Genomic DNA, 20434 nt, shown 5'->3' with positions numbered 1-20434 from the left:
CGATCTTCGACCCTCTCCCGACCACCTTGCGACCGGCCTCGGACTCGGCAGGCTACTTCAAGCCGCCGGGCCTCTCGCGGCCCGTGCGGCGCCCGTGTGTCGGGCTGGCATCATGTGTCGGGTGAAGCCAGCAGCCACCGATGTACTCGACGCCGTGGATCGTCGCACCGTCTTGCGAGGCGGCCTCGCGCTCGGTGCCGGAGCACTCGTGATCGGCGCGTCGAGCGCATGCGACAGCGGCCCGACGCCCAATGAGATCACCGCAACCGCCCTGCTCCCCTTGGCCAAGGCTGCCCGCTCCGACGCTGCGGCAGCACGTTCCCTCGCCCCTCGCCTTCCGACCTACAGCGCGGCGCTCGGAGTGATCGCCGAGCAGCGTGACGCCCACGCGACCGCCCTCTCGCAGGAGGTCCAGCGCCTCGACTCCGACACGGCCAACCAGTTGTCTGCCGTACCGTCGGCATCCGCGACCCCCGGCTCGACCGGTGCGGGGGCGTCGTCGACGTCCACACCGGAGTCGTCGTCGACAGCGGGAACGCTCGACGAGCTGCGCTCGGCGCTGCGTGCGTCGACCCGCGCAGCACACGACGCCGCGATCTCACTGAAGGGCTACTCGGCAGGATTGGCCGGGTCGGTCAGCGCTTCGGTCGCAACACTCGTTGAGGTGCAGCTCGCATGACCGCCACGACCGACGCTCTGGCCGCGGCGACGCAGGCCGAGAATGCCGCGATCTTCACATACGGGGTCACGACGGCCTTCGTGTCCGCGACTCGACGCACCACCGTTGCCGACTACACCGCCGCCCACCGCGCCGCGCGAGACGCCCTGAACGCCGCCATCTTGGCAGGGGGTGCGACGCCACCCGACATGGCCTCCGGGTACACCTTGCCGGTGCAGGTCACCGACCCCACCAGTGCCGCCCGCGCCGCGCTGGCTGCCGAAAATGATTGCGCCACGGCATATCGCTCCACACTCGAGCGAGCCGACTCCGAATCAGCGCGCCGCCTGGCCGTCGACCAACTCACCGACTGCGCACAGCGAGCAGCAACCTGGCGTGCCGCGCTCGGCGAACGGCCGGTGACCGTCGCGTTCCCGGGCCAGCCGCAGTAGTCCGAGTGGCCGTAATAGACCCCCAGCCGCAATAGGTCCGAGGGGCCCGCCGCGGGAAGCTACCCGCGCACCGCAGCGACGATCGCCGACACTGCGTTGTCGACCGGCACCTCTGCGCTCTCGCCGGTGAAGCGGTCGCGGACCTCGACGACGCCGTTGGCGTAGCCGCGGCCCACCACGACGACGATGGGCATGCCGAGCAGTTCGGCGTCCTTGAACTTCACGCCGGGCGACGACTTCCGGTCGTCGAGCAGAACGTCGAGACCCTCGGCGTCGAGTTCCTCGGCCAGCGACGTCGCGCCGCCGATCGCGGCCTCGTCCTTGTTGGCGATCACCAGGTGCACGTCGTAGGGCGCCACCTCTGCCGGCCAGCGCAAACCCTTGTCGTCGTGCTGCTGCTCGGCAATCACCGCGACAAGACGCGACACGCCGACGCCGTAGGACCCCATGGTCAGGCGGACCGGCTTTCCGCTTTCGCCGAGAACATCCACCTCGAAGGCGTTGGTGTACTTCTGGCCCAACTGGAAGATATGACCGATCTCGATGCCCTTCGCGGCCACCAGCGGCCCCTTGCCGTCCGGCGAGAGATCGCCGTCGAGAATCTCGGCGGCCTCGATCGTCCCGTCCGGCGTGAAGTCGCGCCCGGCGACGAGTCCGACGACGTGCCGGTTGGGCTGGTCGGCGCCCGTGATCCACGCCGTGCCGTCGACGACGCGCGGATCGACGAGATAGCGAACGCCGTTCTCCTGCAGCGCTTTTGGTCCGATGTAGCCCTTCACCAGGAACGCGTTGGCCGTGAAGTCGGCCTCGGTGAGCAGCTCGACCTCGGCAGGCTCCAACGACGCCTCGAGCCGCTTGAAGTCGACCTCGCGATTGCCCGGAACGCCGATGCCGAGCAACTCCCACTCGCCTCCGGGTTCGCGGACCTTGACCATCACGTTCTTGAGTGTGTCCGCGGCGTCGAACGTCCCGTCGAGGGTCTCATTGGCCCAGGCCACGAGCGTCTCGATCGTTGTGGTGTCGGGGGTCTCGTGAACCTGCGCGGCTGCGAGCCCGTCGAACGGAATCGATTCGGGCGCAGGCGTGACGACGGCTTCGACATTGGCCGCGTAGCCCGACTCCACGCATCGCACGAACGTGTCCTCGCCGACCTCGCTCTCGGCGAGGAACTCCTCCGAGGCACTGCCGCCCATCGCACCGGACGTCGCGGCGACGATGACGTATCGCACCGCGAGCCGCGCGAAGATGCGCTGGTAGGCGTCACGGTGCGCGATGTAGGAGGCCTTCAGACCGTCGTCGTCGAGGTCGAACGAGTACGAGTCCTTCATGACGAATTCGCGTCCACGCAGAATGCCTGCGCGCGGACGTTCCTCGTCGCGGTACTTGGTCTGGATCTGGTAGAGGATGACCGGCAGATCCTTGTACGACGAGTACTCACTCTTGACCAGTTGCGCGAAGATCTCCTCGTGCGTCGGACCGAGGAGCATGTCGGTGCCCTTGCGGTCCTTCACACGAAACAGGTTGTCGCCGTACTCGGTCCAGCGGGCAGTCGTCTCGTACGGTTCACGCGGTAGCAGCGCGGGCAGCAGGATCTCCTGCGCGCCAATCGAGTTCATCTCCTCGCGCACGATGTTCTCGACCGCCCTGAGCACACGCAGTCCCAGGGGGAGCCAGCTGTACACGCCCGGCGCGACGCGCCGAACATATCCAGCGCGAACAAGCAGCTTGTGGCTGGGAACCTCGGCGTCTGCCGGGTCATCGCGCAGCGTACGCAGGAACAGCGTCGACATCCGTGTGATCACGGTCGATCAGTCTAGTCGGCCACCGCATACGCTTTTCGGTCCCGTCCGCATGGCCGGATACAGTGTTCGACGTGCTCGTCATCCTCCCGCCCTCGGAAACCAAGTCCGACGGGGGTTCCGGCGCCCCACTCGACCTCGACGCACTCTCGTTCACCGAACTCAATCCGGTCCGCAAACAGATCGCCGACGCCGTCGTCGACCTCGCTGGTGATCTCGACGCGAGCGTCAAGGCACTCGGACTCGGCAAGACACAACTCGCCGAGGTCGACCGCAACGCCGACCTCTGGCTCTCCCCCACCCGCCCTGCCATCGAGCGCTACACCGGCGTGCTCTACGACGCCCTCGACCACCGATCACTGACCCGCGCGGGCAAGACGAAAGCGGCAGACCGCCTCGCGATCGGGTCGGCGCTGTTCGGGGTCATCCGGGCGGGCGACCGGATACCCGCGTACCGCCTCTCGGGCGGATCCACACTGCCCGGCTTCGGCACACTCACCTCGGCGTGGAAACCAGCTCTCTCGAACGCGCTCGACGCCGTGAACGATTTCGTCGTCGACCTGCGCTCCGGGATCTACCAGCAGTTGGGCCCCGTCTCTGGCGCGGTGACCGCCACGGTGATGACAGAGGCGCCCGACGGCACCCGAAAAGTGGTGAGCCACTTCAACAAGCACTACAAGGGGCTGATGGCCCGCGAACTGGTACGAACGCGCCGAAACGTCCGCGACATCAACGCCCTCGCCGCCGTGCTGTCCGACGCCGGGCAGCGCGTCGAGATCCCCCGACCCGACGAGATCGTCGTCCTGACCGACTGACACCGATCCCCATAGCCTCTGCTGTCCCCGCGCACGAAATTCCCGACGTCGTCTTGTCGCATTCCGGCGACGATCCGATCACGCCGGTCTGGCTCAATGATGTCGGTGGCATCACCTATCGGCTCGGCGAAGGCCCGTCCGCCCGGTACCTGAAATGGCAGCCACCGACAGACGAGGTCTCCCTGAGCGCCGAAGCACACCGACTCTTGTGGGCGGCGCGGTTCGTCGCGTGTCCCACCGTCCTCGACGCTGGATACGACGAGAGCGCGGAGTGGATGCTCACGGCCGCAGCGCCCGGGGATTCGGCGGTGTTCACACCGTGGCTCGAGCACCCCGAGATCGCCGTCCCAGCGCTCGGTCGGGGTCTTCGCCGTCTGCACGACACGTTGCCCACCGACGCGTGTCCGTGGACGTGGTCGCCCGCCGAACGCATTTCCGACGCACGGTCGCGCGGCATCGACGTCCAACTCGAGGGCACAGATGCCCCCACGATCGACCGCGCGGTCGTGTGTCACGGCGACGCGTGCTGTCCCAACTTCCTGCTGTCAGACCCCGGACAGGTGACGGCGTACGTCGATCTGGGCGGCCTCGGCGTCGCAGATCGCTGGGCCGACATCGCCGTCGCAGCCATGAGTACGGAGTGGGACTACGGGCCAGGGTGGGAACGACCGCTCGTCGAGGCGTACGGCGTCGACTTCGACGAGGAGCGAATGAGCTTCTACCAGCGTCTCTGGGACTCCACCTGAGACACTGATCATTGGTCGCGGGTGTTCTGCGCGATGTCCGCGTCGAGTCCGGCGTCCGCGGCTTCTTGCGCGGCCTGCCCCTCGGCCACCTGCTCGGGGGTGAACCGCATGAACAACACGACGACCGCGGCAATCACCGCGATGCCCGCGCAGCACGCGAAGGCCAATCCGTAGCCGTTGGCCTGCGCTGCGAGTTGCGTCGCGTTCATCGTTTCCACGGGTGCAGTGGTGCCGCCGAGCGACAACGCGCGGGACGTCACGAGCGCCCCGACCGCGACCAACCCGATCGCACCGCCGAGGTTCTGGGCGACCTGCGCGAGCGCCGTGAGCGGCCCGATCTCATTCGGTCCGACGCCCGCGACAACCGAAAGCGTCAGCGGGATGACAGCGAAACCGACACCCACGCCGATCACCACGACAGGGATGAGGATGCTCGGGAAATAGGCGGGAGCCTTCGACGCGATCGACGCCGCGTACAGGCAACCGGCCAGAATGATTGCGCCGCCGCAGAGCACCAGCCACCGCGGCTGAACATGCAGCGCGAGCTTCGACGCGATCGCAGCGGCGATCCCGAGGCCGAACGCGAACGGCACGACCGCGAGACCACTCTGAACGGGGCTGTACTTCAGGATTCCCTGGAGGTACAGCGAGATGAAGACCGCCATACACATCATGATCATGCTGGCGAAGAAGATGGCGACCAGCGCGGCCACGCGACTCGTGTTGTCGAAGAGAACGAACGGCAAGATCGGGTTGCTGGCACGTCGCTCGACTATGACGAACGCAACAAGAGCAAGACCGCCGAGAATGAACGAGCCGATGACGATCGGACGGCCCCAACCGCTCGGGCCCTCGTTCACCGCGAGCACCAGCAGCGAGCATCCCAGCGTCGCGAGCACGGCTCCCGGTAGGTCGAGGGACAATCGCACACCCTGGGATTCGCGCAGGACGAAGTAGGCGCCGACAGCGACGAGCAGGCCGATCGGAACGTTGATCAGGAACACAAGACGCCAGGAGACCTGGGTCAGCACACCACCGAGGATCAGACCCGCGACTGAACCGATACCGGTCATCGCCGCGTAGATCGCGAACGCCTGACTACGTGGTTTACCCGGTGCGAACGTCGTGGCGACCAGGGCCATCGCGGTCGGCGCTGCGACGGCCGCCGAGGCACCCTGCAGGGCACGTCCGACGATCAGGCTCGTCTCGTCCCAGGCCAGGCCACACAGCAGTGAGGTCACGGTGAAGGCCGCGACGCCGATCACGAACATGCGCTTGCGCCCGAAGGTGTCGCCGAGTCGACCACCGAGGAGCATCAACCCGCCGAACGCCAGGACGTAGCTGCTGATGATCCAGTTCGCGCCGGACTCTGAGAGTTGCAGCGACTCGCGGATCTTCGGAAGCGCCAGCGCAGCGACGGTACCGTCGAGCACCATCAGCAGCTGCATTCCGGACAGCACAAGAATCGCGAGTCCGAACACCGGCCGGTACTGATTGGTGTCCGACGCCCCGGCCGCGAAATCCAGCCGGTGTGCTTGCCCAGGTGACGACGACATAGGCTTCGACGCTACCGCGCCCCTGCGCGTATGTGCCAATTCTCGTTGGCGGATAGGTTGTATGCCCACTCGGCTCGACGCAGCGCCCATTCGGCTGGATACAGCGCCCAGTCGACGAGATGCAGCGCCCAGTCGGCTGGATACAGCGCCCAGTCGACGGCCTGGCACCCTACCGTCGCGCTGATCGAGACTCGTCCCCCGCTGATCGAGCTCTGTCGAGATCACCGAACGCCGCGACGGCATCGGCATCGTCGAATCCCGCGACGGCGCCGATCACGACGATCGCGGGTGGCTTGAGTCCTTCACGCGCGGCGGTCTCGCCGGCGTGGGCGAGGTCGGTGCGGATGAGACGTTGGGTCGGCAGTGATCCGTTCTCGATCATCGCGACCGGGGTGTCGCCGGGCTTGCCGCCTGCCAGGAGCGCGTCGGCGAAGACGTCGACACGTTCGACGGCCATCATCAGCACCAGCGTTCCGCGTAGCTGTGCGAGCACCGACCAGTCGATGAGCGAATCGGGGTGTCCGGGCCGGACGTGCCCCGAGGCGATCACGACCTCATGGGTGACGCCTCGATGCGTGACCGGGATGCCGGCAGAACTCGGCACGGAGATGGGGCTGGTGATACCGGGGACCACGGTCACCGGAACCCCTGCGGCCACGCATGCCTGCAACTCCTCGAAGCCGCGACCGTAGACATACGGATCGCCACCCTTGAACCGCACGACGAACTTGCCCTCTTTCGCTTTCGAGGTGAGGACGTCGTTGATGGCCTCCTGCTTCATCGCCCGCCCGTAGGGCACCTTCGCGGCATCGATGATCTCCACCTGCGGACCGAGCGAGGCCAACAGCTCCGGCGGCGCCAACCGATCCGCGACGACGACGTCGGCCGCCATCAGCAGTTTGAGTCCGCGCACGGTGATGAGGTCGGGGTCGCCGGGGCCTCCACCCACGAGCGCGACGCCCGGCGGGTGCGGCTGCTCGTCGACGTCGAGTGAACCGTCGGCCAGTGCCCGCGAGATCGCGGCGCGCAAGGCCGCCGACAACCTGTGATCGCCGCTCGCCAGCACCCCGAACTGCACGTCGCGGTGTCGCCCCGACGCCGGGGTGACAGCACTGCCCCACCGCGCTTCGTCGGCCCGCACACAGAACGTGTGCCGACGCTCCGCCTCGGCGACGACCGCTGCATTCACGTCGGGATCGTCGGTACACGCCATCGCATACCACGCCCCGTCGAGATCGCCGTCGACATACGCACGCTTGTGCACGACGACCCCGGGAAACGACTCGACGGCGGGCGTCGGATCAATCGCGACGACCTCTACCCGCGCGCCGGCGGCCACAAGATTCGGAAGTCGACGCTGCGCAACCGACCCACCACCGACGACAACCACCTTTCGTCCGTGCAGATCGAGCCCGGCGAGATAGTGGACGTTGTCGCCACTCTTGTCGTTATTGCCACTGTCTTTATCGCCACCGGGTACCGCGGACGCATCGTCTGACATGGGTGCTGATCCTACCGACGAGACGCGCGTGCGTCCGGATCGCGACGGGTCGGCCCGCAAGAGGCGGACCGCCCCCTCGCGATCGTCGAGGATCACCGATTCACGGGTTCACCAACTCAGAGCGGCAGCTCACCGACGCGTCGAACGTAGGACCACACGTCGGCGGCGGGCACCCCGAGCCGGTGCGCCGCGGACTGCAACAACGCGCCGAGGAGGATCGACGAGCAGTACTCCCCTGCAGCGGAATCCGTTGCGTGGGTGCGGATCTCATTCCACCGGGTCGGGTTGTGCAACGTGGCCGCCTCGGCCATCATGATCGCCTCGTCGAAGCCTTCGGGGACGTCGCGCTGGTCGGTGGTCTCACGCTCGCACGCGCCGCAACACCCGTCACAATCCCGTGCCCCGGCGTCGTCCGCGGGCGAAATCGCCAGTGCCAGCCTGTTGTCGATCACGGTCACGCTCCTGCCCTCGCCTTCTTCGCCTCGCGTTCGAGTGCGCGTTCGCGGGCGCGCTCGAACTTCTCGACCTTGACGTTCATCTCTTCGAGGTAGTCGGCCAGCTTCTCCCGGTACATCTCACCGAGCGGCCCGAAGTCGTCGCGCTCGAAGATCCGCCACTTGCGCAGGACCGGCATGACGACCTCCGAAAGATGTTGCGGCAGATCGTAGATGCCGCCCTTGGCGATCAGCACCGCATTGCGTCGGAAGTTGGGCATCGTCGCGCCCGGCATCTGGAAGTTCGACACGATGCTGTAGATGGCGCACATCGCCTGATCGGGAACCAGGTCGAGGGCGCCCGCAACGACGTTGCGGTAGAAGAGCATGTGCAGGTTCTCGTCGGCGGCGACCCGCTGCAGCATGCGGTCGGCGATCGGGTCGCCGCATGCCTTGCCGGTGTTGCGGTGGCTCACGCGTGTCGCGAGTTCCTGGAAGCTGACGTAGCTGACCGCGAAGAGCATGTCGAAGCTGTGGTCACGCTGACCGTCGTCCTCAGGCAGCGGATTGAAACCCGACGTCATGTGCGCCATGCGGGTCTCTTCGAGTTCCACCGGGTCGACGCCGCGGGTCACGACGAGGTAGTCGCGCATCACCGTCGAGTGACGCATCTCCTCGGCGGTCCAGCGCCCCACCCAGAAGCCCCAGGCGTCGTCGAGGGAGAAGTTCTCCGCGATCACCCGGTGATACGACGGCAGGTTGTCCTCGGTGAGCAGATTGGTGATCATCGCGGCCTTCGCGACGTCGGAGAGCTGCGACTGCTCCGGATCCCAGTCGATGCCACCGAGAGCAGCGAAGTTGCGCCCCTCGTCCCAGGGCACGTAGTCGTGTGGATGCCAGTCCTTGGTCATCTTCATGTGCCGCTCGACCTCGGTCTCGCACACGGGAAGCAACTCCCGCAGCAGATCCGAACCGGTCATTCCGGTGTCGCTGATTCCTGGCCCGATGAGGCTCGTCACTGTCTCTCCTCGCTCTCGTCGTCGACGCCGCGCGTAGCGCTGCGTCGTCCGGTTCCGCTCGGCCCGACCACCGACCTCCACCGACAGATATTCACTCTCGCGTGTGACGCAGGGGGCGTGAGTGAGACCAAAGTCCCGAGTGGATGGGGACCGACGTCGCGAACTCAACTTCGACCTGCGGTAATTTCGGTACATGCATTCCGAAGGTCAGCCGGCCCCCGCGGCGTCAGATCCCACGGCGTCGGACACCGCGCCGGACGAGTCGAGGGTGCGCGTCTTCCTCGTCGACGACCACGAGTTGGTGCGTCGAGGTCTCCGTGACCTGCTCAGCACGGCCGACGACATCGAGGTGGTCGGCGAGGCCGCGTCGGTCGGCGAGGGCCGCGTGGGCATCCTCGCCGCCAAGCCCGACGTCGCGGTCCTCGACGTCCGGCTCCCCGACGGCAACGGCGTCGAATTGTGCCGCGACGTGCGTGCCGCCGAACCCGAGATCCGATGCCTCATGCTCACCAGTTACGCCGACGACGACGCACTCCTCGCCGCGGTACTCGCGGGGGCGTCCGGCTTCGTGCTCAAGCAGATCCTCGGCCATAACCTCATCGCGGCCGTACGCACCGTCGGACGGGGCGGCTCGCTGCTCGACGACCGTTCGACCGCCGCACTGCTCGCCAAGCTGCGCGACGGCAAGAACAAGCCGTCCGACCCTCTCGCAGAGCTCACCCATCAGGAACGCGAGGTGTTCAACCTCATCGGCGACGGGCTGACGAACCGCCAGATCGCTCAGCGAATGTTCTTGGCGGAGAAGACGATCAAGAATTACGTCTCACGTATCCTCGCCAAGCTCGACATGCAGCGACGCACCCAGGTCGCGGTGATGGCCACCAAGATCCGCGACGGCAAGGCCTGAGCCGCTAGGTGAGCGGCACCGACCAGGTCAGCGTCGTCCCCGACGAACGGCCGGGCGCCACACGAGGATTGGTGACGACGGTGAACGTGCCGTCGCATTCCTCTGCGCGGCGCGTGAGGTTCTCCAGACCGCGGTAGGTGACGTCGGTACTGATACCCACCCCGTCGTCGGTGATCTCGACCGACAGCACGTCGTCGGCGCTCACCGACACCGAGATGTGCTCGGCGTGTGCGTGGCGCAGCGCATTCGACAGTCCCTCGCGCAGCACGGCGTCGATGTGTGGCCCCAGCGCGTCGGGGACAACGGTGTCGACCGGGCCGTCGAATTGCACACTCGGCGCGATCGGCGCGTGGACCGAGAGTTCGGACACGATGTCGAGGACGCGGCGCCGCAACGTCGCGGTGTCGTGATGCCCGGGGACGGTCTGCAGGTCGAAGATCGAGGTGCGGATCTGCGCGATCGTGCGGTCGAGGTCGGTCATCACCTGTTCGAGCCGCTCGGCGCGCGCGGCGTCGTCGAATCGCACCGACGCACCGCTCCCGCCGGCCGCGAGCATCGTCTGGATCGACATGCCGATCGCGAACAGTCGCTGGATCACGTGGTCGTGCAGGTCGCGGGCAATTCTGTGGCGGTCGGAGAGCACCTCGAGGTCGCGGGCGACCTGTTGCTGCTCCGCATAGACCATCGCCAACGACGCCACTTCGGAGACGCCGGCCAGGCCCGAGGCCTCCTCGGCCTCCCACACCGGTTCGTCGACATGTGTGATGACGATCCACCCGAAAGCCCCCGAGGCGCGCGCAAGCGGTTGCACCGTCGCCCAGCGAGCACCGCGCCGACCGAGTGCGGGCGAGAGATCGGCGATCGGCACGATCGACATCCCCGTCCCCGTCGGCGCCGAGAACTCCGCGGGATCGAACTCGATCGGCCCGCCGGTGTGGCCGCTGAGCACGATGTCGTCTCCGCTGTCGCTCTCGTCGCTCAAGATGAGGACGTCGGAGGCGCCGACCAGGTCGGCGACGTCGGTACACATCCGAGACAGCGTGTCCTCCAACGCGATTCCCGAGAGTGGCTCGGAGCCGCGACGCACCAGCACCTGCATCCACCGCTGCCTCGTGCGTGAGCTCTCGAACAACTGGGCATTGTCGACGGCGATCCCGGCGGCCACCGCGAGCACCGCGATCAGCGCTTCGTCGAGCGGCGAGAACTGGTCAGCCCCACGCTTCTCGGTCAGGTAGATGCGGCCGAAGTTCGAGCCACGGATGATGATCGGAGCACCGAGGAATGTCGTCATCGGCGGATGGTTCGCCGGAAAGCCCACCGACGCAGGGTGTTTCGCCAGATCCGGAATACGCAGGATGTGGGGGTCGTTGATCAGGACCCCCAGCACCCCCTTGCCGACCGGCAGCGACCCCATCGCAGACCGCTCGTCCGGAGTGATCCCCGTGTATACGAACTCCGACAGCCCACCATCGGGACCGCGCACACCCAGCGCGCCGTAGCGAGCATCGACGACTCCGACAGCGACTTCGACGATCCGCTGGAGGGCTTCGTCCAGGTCGAGTCCCTGCCCGACCACAAGTACCGCCTCGAGCAGATCACGCAGGATCGCCGGATCGTCGACGCCGTGCTCACGCAGGATGTCGAGCACCTGCGCAACCTTGCTCTCCGCCATCACGTCTCCTTCGACTCGCACGCGCGCACGAACCGCGCGATCGATGTCGGCACCGCCGCCGGGTGCACGTGCAGATACGACGCGTGGACATTCGACGTCGCCACGCCGTGCACTCCTGATGCGCCATGATGATCACGCCACGCCCACGCGGGCGCCCCGGCATCGAGTTCGACGACACTGCGGTGGAACTCGTGCCCGGTGACCCGTTCACCCGGCCGATAGAGCACCGAATCTGTGACCGCCACGGCGTCGCGATATCCGAGGGTGAGCGAGGGACCGAACCGACCGACCGCGTCGATCACCCCGGTCATGTGATGCCCGTCGAGCTCTCGTGTGAGGTACAGCAGGCCTGCACACTCCCCGTGGATGGGACCACCTGCGCGGTTCAGCGTCGCGATGTCTTCTCGCAGTTCATGATTGGCCGCCAGCTTGTCTGCGTGTTCCTCGGGGAATCCCCCTCCGACGACGAGTCCTGCTGCGCGCTCGGGCAGGCGGTCGACCAACGGATCGAACTCGACGACCTCCGCACCGGCCGCGCGCAACAGTTCCGCGTGCTCCGCGTACCCGAAGGTGAACGCAGCACCCGCAGCGATCGCGACGACTGGGCGTCCAGAGTGGGGACGAGCAGAGTGCGGACGTTCGGATCGCACGCCCTCCTCCGCGTCTGCGATGGCGTCGGCGGCCGACCACGGCGCCGACAGCGTGACGCCGCCCGATTCCGCGAGCGCGACGATTGCGTCGAGATCGAGTGCTGCGCCGACCATTTCCGACATCGCGTCGACGGCCTCGACAGCCTCGACCGACCTCTCCGCGGCGGGGATCAGCCCCAGGTGACGAGAGGGCACCTGAAGGCGCGAGTCGCGACGCAGCACCCCGAGCACGGGCATTCCGACACGCGCACAGGCTTGTCGCAGCACGGCTTCGTGTCGCGGGGAGCCAACCCGATTGAGCACGACACCCGCGATCCGCACCGACGGTTCGTAGCCGACGAAGCCGTGCAGCAGCGCCGCGAGCGACTGACTGTGACCCGCGGCGTCGACGACAAGAACGACCGGCGCGTTCAGCAGTGCTGCGACGTGCGCGGTGGAGCCCGTGCCGATCGGGTCCGCGTCGGCGACGTCGTCAGCGGTGATCCTGCCGTCGAAGAGCCCCATGACGCCTTCGACCACCGCTATGTCGGCGTCGAGACTTCCGGCCGCGAACAGCGGCCCGATCAGGTCGGCTCCGACCAGGTTGGGGTCGAGGTTGCGACCGACACGTCCCGCGGCGACCGCGTGATAGCCGGGATCGATGTAGTCGGGGCCGACTTTGAACGGCGCAACGCGGTGCCCGGCGCGGCGTAGCGCACCGATCAGCCCGGTGCTCACGGTGGTCTTGCCGCTACCCGACGACGGCGCGGCCACGACGACTGTGGGGATCGACGTCATGTCGCCCTCGCCCCGCGGCTCACCACTCGATTCCCTTCTGGCCCTTACGTCCCGCGTCCATCGGGTGCGCGACCTTGCGCATCTCGGTCACCAGATCGGCGGCGTCGATAAGCGCCTCGGGAGCACGACGTCCGGTGATGACCACGTGTTGGCGGCCGGGTCGGTCGACGAGTGTCCGCACCACCTCGTCGGTGTCGATCCATCCCCAGTCGAGGGGGTAGGTGAACTCGTCGAGCACGTAGAAGTCGTGCTGCTCGTCGGCGAGACGACGGGCGATCTCAGCCCACCCCGCACGCGCCGCCGCGGCATGGTCGTCGGCGACGTCGGCATTGGCGCGCAGCCACGACCATCCCTGGCCCATCTTGTGCCACTCGACGGGCCCGCCGATGCCCTGTTCGGCGTGGATCTCGCCGAGCGCGGCCATCGCCGACTCTTCTCCCACACGCCATTTCGCGCTCTTGACGAACTGGAAGACCGCCACGCGCAAACCCGCATTCCATGCGCGCATCGCCATCCCGAACGCGGCTGTCGACTTTCCTTTGCCGTCACCGGTGTGCACGGCCAGTACCGGCTGCTGTCGACGCTGCCGGGTGGTCAACCCGTCGTCGGGTACCGTCTGCGGAACACCCTGCGGCACAGTAACTCTCCCTATTCTCGCGCGGACTCGGATCAGGCGGCCGACGTGCGCGACTGACGCCGGTCGGCGGCGGGGGCCGACAACGCCGCCACCGACAGCTCGTCCGTCCGCATCGTCTGCGCCCCGAGGCGCACGGCAAGATCCGCGGCCAGTCCGAGTCGAACCACGCCCTGCTCGCAGTCGACGACGACACTGTCGATTCCATTGCGCCGAATACGCTGCGCCGCAACCGATGCGCGTCCGGCGGCGTCAGGTCCCGCGGTGGCCCGACCGTCGGTCAGCACCACGAGCAGCGGTCTGCGTCGCGGGTCGGCGCGTCGGGCACGCTCGATGACCCGTTGCGCCTCGATCAGTCCCTCCGCCAACGGGGTTCGGCCACCGGTCCTGATGTCGGCGAGCCGCCGCACAGCGATATCGACCGATTTCGTCGGTGGCACAGCGAGTTCTGCACGCGATCCGCGCGCCACGATCACCGCGACCCGATCGCGCCGGGTGTACGAATCGCGCAGCAGGTCAACGCACAACCGGCTCACGGCACTCAGTCGCCTGCGTGCCGTCATCGACCCGCTGAGGTCGACGACGAACACCACCAGGTTGCCTTCCTGCCCGATGCGTTGTGCCCCACGCAGATCGACCGGTGCAACCGATAGCCGCTCGGGCGTCGTCGATATCTCAGTGGCGGCGACCGAACGCCCTGCGGCGCGCAGCACAGTCCCGAAGAGGTGGACCGGACCTCCCGGCGCGAAGTCGGTGTCGGACACGGTGTGCCCGCGCCGGCTTCGTGCGCGAGACCGCTTACCCGGATCGCCGTCACCGACCCCGTCGGCCCGCAGGCGCCGCATGCGTACACCGGAACTCGACGCCGCGGCACCGAACATCTGGCCGCGCGGCGGTTGCTGCGACTGTCCGGAGACGTCCTGCTCGACAGGCTCGTCGCTGGAATCCTGTTGCGGGCCTGTGGGATCGGAGTCAGCAGGATTGAAGTCAGCGGAAGACTCGTCGCGTTGCTCGGGCGCAGGAGCACCGTCGGGTCCGTCCGGGTCGGGCTCTGGTTCTTCCGGAGGGCCCGCGGCGTCGTCGCCTGCCGACAGCGCGTCGTCGAGTTGCTGCTCGGACATGCCCGACTCGTCGAAGGGGTCGCGTCGACGACGGTGTGGCAGAGCGAGTTCGACGCCGACGCGCACATCCTCCTCGGTCACCGACGCTGCGCCGCGCAGCGCCGCATGTGCGGCCGCGGTGCGTGCGACGACGATGTCGCCGCGCAGTCCGTCGACGTCGAGGTGCGCGCAGATGCCTGCGATGCGTCGCAATTCTCGCGCACTGATCTCGACACTTCCCACGGTTGCGCGAGCGGCGGCGATCCGGTCGGAGAGTGCTCGTTCGTCGTCGGCATACAGTTCGACGAAGCGATCGGGATCGGCGTCGAAGTCCATCCGGCGTCGAATGACCTCGACGCGGTCGTCGACCTCGCGCGCCGCGGTGACGTCGACGGCCAGCCCGAAACGGTCGAGCAGCTGCGGACGTAGTTCTCCCTCTTCGGGATTCATCGTTCCGACGAGCACGAAGTCGGCGGCCTGGGTATGTGAGACGCCGTCGCGCTCGATGGTCACCCGCCCGCTGGCCGCGGCGTCGAGCAGCACGTCGACGAGGTGGTCGGCGAGGAGATTGACCTCGTCGATGTAGAGCACTCCCCCGTCGGCACGGGCAAGCAGCCCGGGCGTGAACACCGCCTCGCCGTCGCGCAGTACGGCCGTCAGATCCAGCGACCCGACGACGCGGTCCTCGGTGGCGCCGATCGGGAGTTCGACGACTCTGCCCGCGGACGGCTCGTCGCCGCCGTCTGCCGTGTTCTCGTGAGCGATCAGTGGTCCGAGTCCGCGGACGATGGTCGATTTGGCCGTGCCCTTCTCGCCGCGGATCAGCACACCGCCGATGCCCGGCGACACCGCGCACAGGATCAACGCCAACTTCAGCCGCTCCTGCCCCACCACGGCGCTGAACGGATACCGCGCAGGAGTGGCGCTCACCGGAGCCGCGACAGCGTGCCTACCGCTCATGAGCGCGTGCTTCTGGCAGGTCGGATCATCGAGACGTGCGGGATGCCGTCCTCGAGGTACTCCTCGCTGTCGACGACGAAACCGAACTTCGCATACATGTCGATGAGATAGCTCTGCGCCTCGATGCGGCACGGATGCTCGCCGACCTCGGCGAGCGCTGTCTCGATGAGACGCGCGGTCATACCCTCGCCTCTGCGGGACCGGTCGGTGCACACTCGCCCGATCCGATACATCTCGCCGTCACCAGGTGCCCCGGAATCCTCGAGGAGCCGCAACGTCGCGACCACGCGCCCCTCGTCGTCGGACACCCAGAGCTGGCGGGTAGCCGGCTCGAGATCCCGACCGTCGAGTTCCGGGTACGGGCAGGACTGTTCGACGACGAACACATCCACCCGCAATCGCAGGATGTTGTACAGCGTCTCGACGTCGAGGTCGGCTGTGAAGCTGCGATGAAGCTGCCCAGAGGTCATGGTGTCGTGACTATCACACCGACAGCACGCACGTCACAACTCAGCCTGCCGGTGCGGGCTCGACGTCGGCGTCGGCCGGAGCGTCGACGGTGTTGCGACGCAGTTCGAGACTGTTGCTGGTCCAATCCCAGACCTGGTGGAACAGGTCGGCGTTGTCGGAGAGCTTCTTGCCGAACGACGGAATCATCTCGGTCAGCTTCGGCGTCCAGCGCTCGAAGTCGGCCGGGAAGCACTGTTCGAGAACCGAGAGCATCGCCGGAACTGCCGTCGACGCACCGGGTGACGCTCCGAGGAGGCCTGCGAGTGTGCCGTCTCCGGCGGCGACGACCGCCGTGCCGAACTCGAGCTTTCCGCCGACACCGTCTTTGTTCTTACGGATGACCTGCACGCGCTGACCCGCGGTGATCAGCTCCCAGTCCTCGCCCAAGGCGCGGGGAACGAACTCGCGCAGGGTGTCGACGCGGTCGGCGGGACTCGCGGCGAGTTCGCCGATGAGGTACTTGAGCAGACCGAACTCCTGCGGTGCGATGGAGAGCATGGGCAGCACGTTTCCGGGCTTGACCGTGCTCAGCAGGTCCGTCATCTTTCCGCTCTTGAGGAACTTCGGCGACCATCCGGCGTACGGACCGAACAGCAGGCCCTGTCGATGATTGATGACACGGGTGTCGAGGTGTGGCACCGACATCGGCGGCGCGCCGACGGCAGCCTGGCCGTACACCTTGGCGTGGTGCTCCTCGATGAGCTCGGGGTTGTTGCAGCGGAAGAACTCGCCCGAGACCGGGAATCCGCCGAAGCCCTTGGCTTCCTTGATGCCGGACTTCTGCAGCAGGTGCAGCGCACCGCCGCCCGCGCCGACGAACACGAACTTGGCGTGGACGGTCCACTTCTCGCCGGTACGGACGTTGCGCACCTTGACGATCCAGCTTCCGTCGGACTGCTTGTCCAGGTTGGTCACGGAGTGACCGAAGTAGATGTCGCCACCCTTGCCCACGAAATTGAGGAGCTTCTGGGTGAGCGAACCGAAGTCGACGTCAGTGCCCTCGGTGAACCAGTTCAACGCGACCGGGTCGGAGAAGTCACGCCCCTGCGACATCAGCGGGAGACGCGCACTGAATTCGCTCGGATCGGTGATGTACTCCATGCCCTCGAAGAGAACTTCTTTCGAGAGCGCGTCGTAGCGCTTGCGGAGGTAGTCGACGCCCGCGTCACCGTGACTGAAGCTGACGTGCGGAATCGGATTGATGAACTCCGAGGGGCGGGAGATGATGTCGTTGTCGACCGCGTATGCCCAGAACTGTCGAGAGACCTGGAACTGCTCATTGATGGCGATCGCCTTGGTGGTGTCGACGCCACCATCCGCAGTCTTCGGTGTGTAGTTGAGCTCGCACAACGCCGAATGGCCGGTGCCCGCGTTGTTCCACGGGTCACTGCTCTCCGCGGCCGCGGCATCGAGCCGTTCGAAGAGGCTGATGGTCCAATCAGGCTGCACCTGCCGCAGCAGCGCACCAAGGGTGGCACTCATGATGCCTGCACCCACGAGCGCAACGTCCGTCTTGATCACCGATTCAGACAACTCGGACCCCACTTCAGACTCCACTCGACAACACTGTCTTGTGTTGCGGAGGACGAATCTTCGTCCACGTCGACCATTGTTCCCCATGAGTGTGTAGCCGCCCGAATCGCCTCCGCGAAGTGTGGGCCGGATGACACTTGCGTGCCTACCTCGGATGCGCCTTTACAGTGGAAATCGTGACTGTGTCCCCAGAGTCGACTAGTCAGCAGTCGACCTCCTCGGTGCAAGATGATCCCACCGACCGCGATTCCGGTTGGCAACCCGACGGCTTCCTCGACCACTACGAGGTGCGGACCTTCGACCTCGGCCCCGACCCGGATGGCGAGGACCCGATCACCGCAACCCTGGTTCGCAAACCCACCGCACCAGCGGCCGCAATTAATGGCGCGGTGCTCTACGTCCACGGATTCACCGACTACTTCTTTCACGAGCCCCTCGCCGATCACTTCCACGACCGCGGGTACGCGTTCTACGCACTGGATCTACGCAAATGTGGACGTTCGCTGCTCGACGGGCAGACGCCCCATTTCGTCCGCGACCTCGCTGCCTACGATCTCGAGCTCGGGCTCGCACTCGATGCCATCGCCGACGACTTCACCGCCGACACACCGGTACTGATCGCCGCCCACTCGACGGGTGGATTGATCACCCCGCTGTGGCTCGATCGTCTACGCACCGCATCGCCGGAGCGCCACGCGCGCGTGTCGGGGCTTCTGCTCAACAGCCCGTGGCTCGACCTGCAGGGCAAGCCCGTGCTGCGCTCGTATCCGGTGACGATGGTCGTCAAAGGCCTTGCGGCCGTGCGCCCCTTCGAGACGCTCACCCGCGAACTCTCCGCGGCCTACGGCGAGAGCCTGCACGTCGACTCCCACGGAGAGTGGGCCTACGACCTCACGAAGAAGCCACTCGGCGGCTTTCCGGTCACGTTCGGATTCCTCAACGCGGTCCGCTCGGGCCAGCGCCACCTTCATCACGGCATCGATGTGGGGGTACCGACACTCGTGTTGCGCTCGGACGCAACGAAGTTCGCCAAGAGTTACTCGCCTGCGGTCGACGCGGCCGATGTCGTACTCGACGTCACGCAGATCGCGCGGTGGAGCGGCAGCCTTGGCGGTCACGTCACGATCGCGCCCATCGCCGGCGCACGCCACGACGTTTTCCTGTCCGTCGAGTCGGCGCGCACACAGGCATACTCCGAGGTCGATCGGTGGCTCGACACCGTCGTCGACCCGTCGCCAGCAAGGAGCGCATCATGACCGCAACTTCCGAGACCCGATCCGCTACGCAGACAGTCGATCTCGCGATCATCGGAAGCGGCAGCGGCAACTCGATTCCCGACGACCGCTTCGCCGACAAGCAGATCGCCATCTTCGAAGAGGGCATCTACGGCGGGACCTGCCTGAATGTCGGCTGCATCCCGACGAAGATGTTCGTCTATCCGGCCGAGGTCGCCGACATCGCCTCCGACGGTGACCGTTTCGGCGTTCATTCCCGGGTCGACGGCGTCGACTGGCCCGCGATTCGCGACAGGGTGTTCGGCCGGATCGATCCCATCTCGACCGGCGGCCTGCAGTACCGCGAACTCGAATGCGACAACATCACCGTCTACGCCTCTCACGTCGAATTCGACGGACGCGACGACGACGGGCTCTACCGGCTCGTCACCGCCGACGCCCTTGTGCTCGCCCGCGAGGTGGTGATCGCAGCGGGTTCGCGCCCGGTGATACCGGAAGGCATCACCGAATCGGGCGTGACCTATCACACCAACAACGACGTGATGCGACTCCCCGACCTTCCGCGCCGCATGATCATCCTCGGAAGTGGTTACATCGCAGCCGAATTCGCACACGTCTTCGGCTCACTCGGCACACAGGTCACGATTCTGGCGCGCGGTCCGCGGCTGCTCCGCAAGCTCGACACCGAATTGTCCACGCGGTTCACCGACATCGCGAGCGGCAAGTGGGACGTGCGGCTCGAGCGCGACCTGGTCTCCGCCGAGAATCTTGCAGACGGCGGGATCCGACTCACCCTGGGCGACGACGAGATCGTCGAAGCCGACGTCCTTCTCGTGGCGACCGGGCGCGTATCTAACGGAGACCGCCTCGGCATCGACACGATCGGCCTCGACCTGACCGACGACGGCCGGGTCGAGGTGGATTCCCACGGCCGCACCGGTGCGCGTGGAGTGTGGGCACTCGGCGACGTGAGTTCGCCGTTCCAGCTCAAGCACGTGGCCAATCACGAGGAGCGCGTGGTGGCCGCCAATCTGCTCAAGGGTTGGGACGCAACAGATCTCGGCACCTTCCAGCACGACGTCGTGCCCGCTGCGGTGTTCACCCACCCGCAGGTCGCTGCGGTGGGCTTGACCGAGTTCGAAGCGCGCGACGGCGGCCACAACATCGCGGTCAAGGTGCAGGAGTTCGGCGACGTCGCTTACGGCTGGGCGATGGAGGACACGACCGGCGCATGCAAGGTCATCGCCGACCGGGAGACCCACCGACTACTCGGAGTCCACATCATCGGCCCGCAGGCACCGACGTTGATTCAGCCTGCAATCCAGGCGATGAGCTTCGGCCTCGGCGTCGAAGAGATGGCGCGCGGTCAGTACTGGATTCACCCGGCCATGCCGGAGGTTCTGGAGAACGCTCTGCTCGGGTTGGAATTCTGACGCGAGAAGTCCCGCTCAGAACACCGCCGAGCGCAGCGAGGTT

General features: G+C 66.8%; 18 protein-coding genes. 7 read left to right on the top strand and 11 right to left on the bottom strand.

Annotated features, from left to right (window positions below; genetic code table 11):
• The first annotated feature begins 112 nt into the window (after window positions 1-112).
• Together RND64_RS09510 and RND64_RS09505 are read left to right on the top strand one after the other, a co-directional pair.
• Window positions 113-679 carry a hypothetical protein gene (locus RND64_RS09510; RefSeq protein ID WP_331436600.1) on the top strand — a complete coding sequence of 189 codons (567 nt, stop codon included), beginning with the start codon at window positions 113-115 and terminating at the stop codon, window positions 677-679.
• On the top strand, window positions 676-1110 hold the full coding sequence (locus RND64_RS09505; RefSeq protein ID WP_331436599.1) for a ferritin-like domain-containing protein: 435 nt from the start codon (window positions 676-678) through the stop codon (window positions 1108-1110). Before RND64_RS09510 ends, RND64_RS09505 begins: the two co-directional genes overlap by 4 nt.
• Before the next feature lie 59 nt (window positions 1111-1169).
• Here the strand turns inward: RND64_RS09505 and RND64_RS09500 are convergent, their stop codons facing one another.
• Window positions 1170-2900: a proline--tRNA ligase gene (locus RND64_RS09500; RefSeq protein ID WP_064869882.1), complete on the bottom strand. Its 1731-nt coding sequence runs from the start codon at window positions 2898-2900 to the stop codon at window positions 1170-1172.
• Window positions 2901-2983: 83 nt separating this feature from the next.
• Between RND64_RS09500 and yaaA the strand changes: the two genes are divergently transcribed.
• Entirely contained in the window at window positions 2984-3724 is a 741-nt protein-coding gene (gene yaaA / locus RND64_RS09495; RefSeq protein WP_331436598.1) for a peroxide stress protein YaaA, read from the top strand.
• Window positions 3725-3777: 53 nt separating this feature from the next.
• Window positions 3778-4470: an aminoglycoside 3'-phosphotransferase gene (locus RND64_RS09490; protein ID WP_331436597.1), complete on the top strand. Its 693-nt coding sequence runs from the start codon at window positions 3778-3780 to the stop codon at window positions 4468-4470.
• Between the two features lie 8 nt (window positions 4471-4478).
• Here RND64_RS09490 and RND64_RS09485 read toward each other — a convergent pair whose 3' ends face one another.
• From RND64_RS09485 to RND64_RS09470, 4 genes are all read right to left on the bottom strand, one after another.
• Entirely contained in the window at window positions 4479-6026 is a 1548-nt protein-coding gene (locus RND64_RS09485; protein WP_331436596.1) for an MFS transporter, read from the bottom strand.
• Window positions 6027-6195: 169 nt separating this feature from the next.
• The gene (cobA, locus tag RND64_RS09480; protein WP_331436595.1) at window positions 6196-7527 is read right to left on the bottom strand and encodes a uroporphyrinogen-III C-methyltransferase; all 1332 of its coding nucleotides are present in this window, start codon (window positions 7525-7527) and stop codon (window positions 6196-6198) included.
• 116 nt (window positions 7528-7643) lie between these two features.
• Window positions 7644-7985, bottom strand: coding sequence for a hypothetical protein (locus tag RND64_RS09475; protein WP_331436594.1), 342 nt, complete (start codon window positions 7983-7985; stop codon window positions 7644-7646).
• Entirely contained in the window at window positions 7982-8980 is a 999-nt protein-coding gene (locus RND64_RS09470; protein WP_049697115.1) for an acyl-ACP desaturase, read from the bottom strand. Before RND64_RS09470 ends, RND64_RS09475 begins: the two co-directional genes overlap by 4 nt.
• A 193-nt stretch (window positions 8981-9173) precedes the next feature.
• Here RND64_RS09470 and RND64_RS09465 point away from each other — a divergent pair, with 193 nt between their 5' ends.
• Entirely contained in the window at window positions 9174-9887 is a 714-nt protein-coding gene (locus tag RND64_RS09465; protein ID WP_049697114.1) for a response regulator, read from the top strand.
• 4 nt (window positions 9888-9891) lie between these two features.
• Here RND64_RS09465 and RND64_RS09460 read toward each other — a convergent pair whose 3' ends face one another.
• Genes RND64_RS09460 through mqo form a run of 6 tightly spaced genes read right to left on the bottom strand, consistent with a single transcriptional unit; the run spans window position 9892 to window position 17723 of the window.
• Window positions 9892-11559 carry a GAF domain-containing sensor histidine kinase gene (locus RND64_RS09460; RefSeq protein ID WP_049697464.1) on the bottom strand — a complete coding sequence of 556 codons (1668 nt, stop codon included), beginning with the start codon at window positions 11557-11559 and terminating at the stop codon, window positions 9892-9894.
• Window positions 11559-12986 carry a cobyrinate a,c-diamide synthase gene (locus RND64_RS09455; RefSeq protein ID WP_331436593.1) on the bottom strand — a complete coding sequence of 476 codons (1428 nt, stop codon included), beginning with the start codon at window positions 12984-12986 and terminating at the stop codon, window positions 11559-11561. The genes RND64_RS09460 and RND64_RS09455 overlap by 1 nt, the downstream gene beginning before the upstream one ends.
• 19 nt (window positions 12987-13005) lie before the next feature.
• Window positions 13006-13623 carry a cob(I)yrinic acid a,c-diamide adenosyltransferase gene (cobO, locus tag RND64_RS09450; protein ID WP_049697112.1) on the bottom strand — a complete coding sequence of 206 codons (618 nt, stop codon included), beginning with the start codon at window positions 13621-13623 and terminating at the stop codon, window positions 13006-13008.
• A 32-nt stretch (window positions 13624-13655) separates the two neighbouring features.
• Entirely contained in the window at window positions 13656-15680 is a 2025-nt protein-coding gene (locus RND64_RS09445) for a VWA domain-containing protein (protein ID WP_049697111.1), read from the bottom strand.
• Window positions 15677-16150, bottom strand: a complete 474-nt coding sequence (locus RND64_RS09440) for a GNAT family N-acetyltransferase (RefSeq protein ID WP_064869875.1) — start codon at window positions 16148-16150, stop codon at window positions 15677-15679. Before RND64_RS09440 ends, RND64_RS09445 begins: the two co-directional genes overlap by 4 nt.
• Window positions 16151-16190: 40 nt before the next feature.
• Entirely contained in the window at window positions 16191-17723 is a 1533-nt protein-coding gene (gene mqo, locus RND64_RS09435) for a malate dehydrogenase (quinone) (protein WP_331436659.1), read from the bottom strand.
• Between the two features lie 221 nt (window positions 17724-17944).
• Between mqo and RND64_RS09430 the strand changes: the two genes are divergently transcribed.
• Window positions 17945-18979: an alpha/beta hydrolase gene (locus tag RND64_RS09430; RefSeq protein WP_049697109.1), complete on the top strand. Its 1035-nt coding sequence runs from the start codon at window positions 17945-17947 to the stop codon at window positions 18977-18979.
• Window positions 18976-20391 (top strand): mycothione reductase, encoded by a 1416-nt coding sequence (locus RND64_RS09425; protein ID WP_331436592.1) that lies wholly within the window; start codon window positions 18976-18978, stop codon window positions 20389-20391. The genes RND64_RS09430 and RND64_RS09425 overlap by 4 nt, the downstream gene beginning before the upstream one ends.
• Window positions 20392-20434 lie beyond the last annotated feature (43 nt).

Source organism: Gordonia sp. w5E2 (assembly GCF_036540975.1).
GTDB classification, from domain to species: Bacteria; Actinomycetota; Actinomycetes; order Mycobacteriales; family Mycobacteriaceae; genus Gordonia; species Gordonia jacobaea.
This window is presented reverse-complemented; position numbering and strand designations above follow the sequence as displayed.

Coding starts and splice junctions, on each gene's coding strand:
- RND64_RS09510 (WP_331436600.1), top strand. CDS start 113: ATGTGTCGGGTGAAGCCAGCAGCCACCGATGTACTCGACGCCGTGGAT.
- RND64_RS09505 (WP_331436599.1), top strand. CDS start 676: ATGACCGCCACGACCGACGCTCTGGCCGCGGCGACGCAGGCCGAGAAT.
- RND64_RS09500 (WP_064869882.1), bottom strand. CDS start 2,900: ATGTCGACGCTGTTCCTGCGTACGCTGCGCGATGACCCGGCAGACGCC.
- RND64_RS09485 (WP_331436596.1), bottom strand. CDS start 6,026: ATGTCGTCGTCACCTGGGCAAGCACACCGGCTGGATTTCGCGGCCGGG.
- cobA (WP_331436595.1), bottom strand. CDS start 7,527: ATGTCAGACGATGCGTCCGCGGTACCCGGTGGCGATAAAGACAGTGGC.
- RND64_RS09465 (WP_049697114.1), top strand. CDS start 9,174: ATGCATTCCGAAGGTCAGCCGGCCCCCGCGGCGTCAGATCCCACGGCG.
- RND64_RS09460 (WP_049697464.1), bottom strand. CDS start 11,559: ATGGCGGAGAGCAAGGTTGCGCAGGTGCTCGACATCCTGCGTGAGCAC.
- RND64_RS09455 (WP_331436593.1), bottom strand. CDS start 12,986: ATGACGTCGATCCCCACAGTCGTCGTGGCCGCGCCGTCGTCGGGTAGC.
- RND64_RS09445 (WP_049697111.1), bottom strand. CDS start 15,680: ATGAGCGGTAGGCACGCTGTCGCGGCTCCGGTGAGCGCCACTCCTGCG.
- RND64_RS09440 (WP_064869875.1), bottom strand. CDS start 16,150: ATGACCTCTGGGCAGCTTCATCGCAGCTTCACAGCCGACCTCGACGTC.
- RND64_RS09425 (WP_331436592.1), top strand. CDS start 18,976: ATGACCGCAACTTCCGAGACCCGATCCGCTACGCAGACAGTCGATCTC.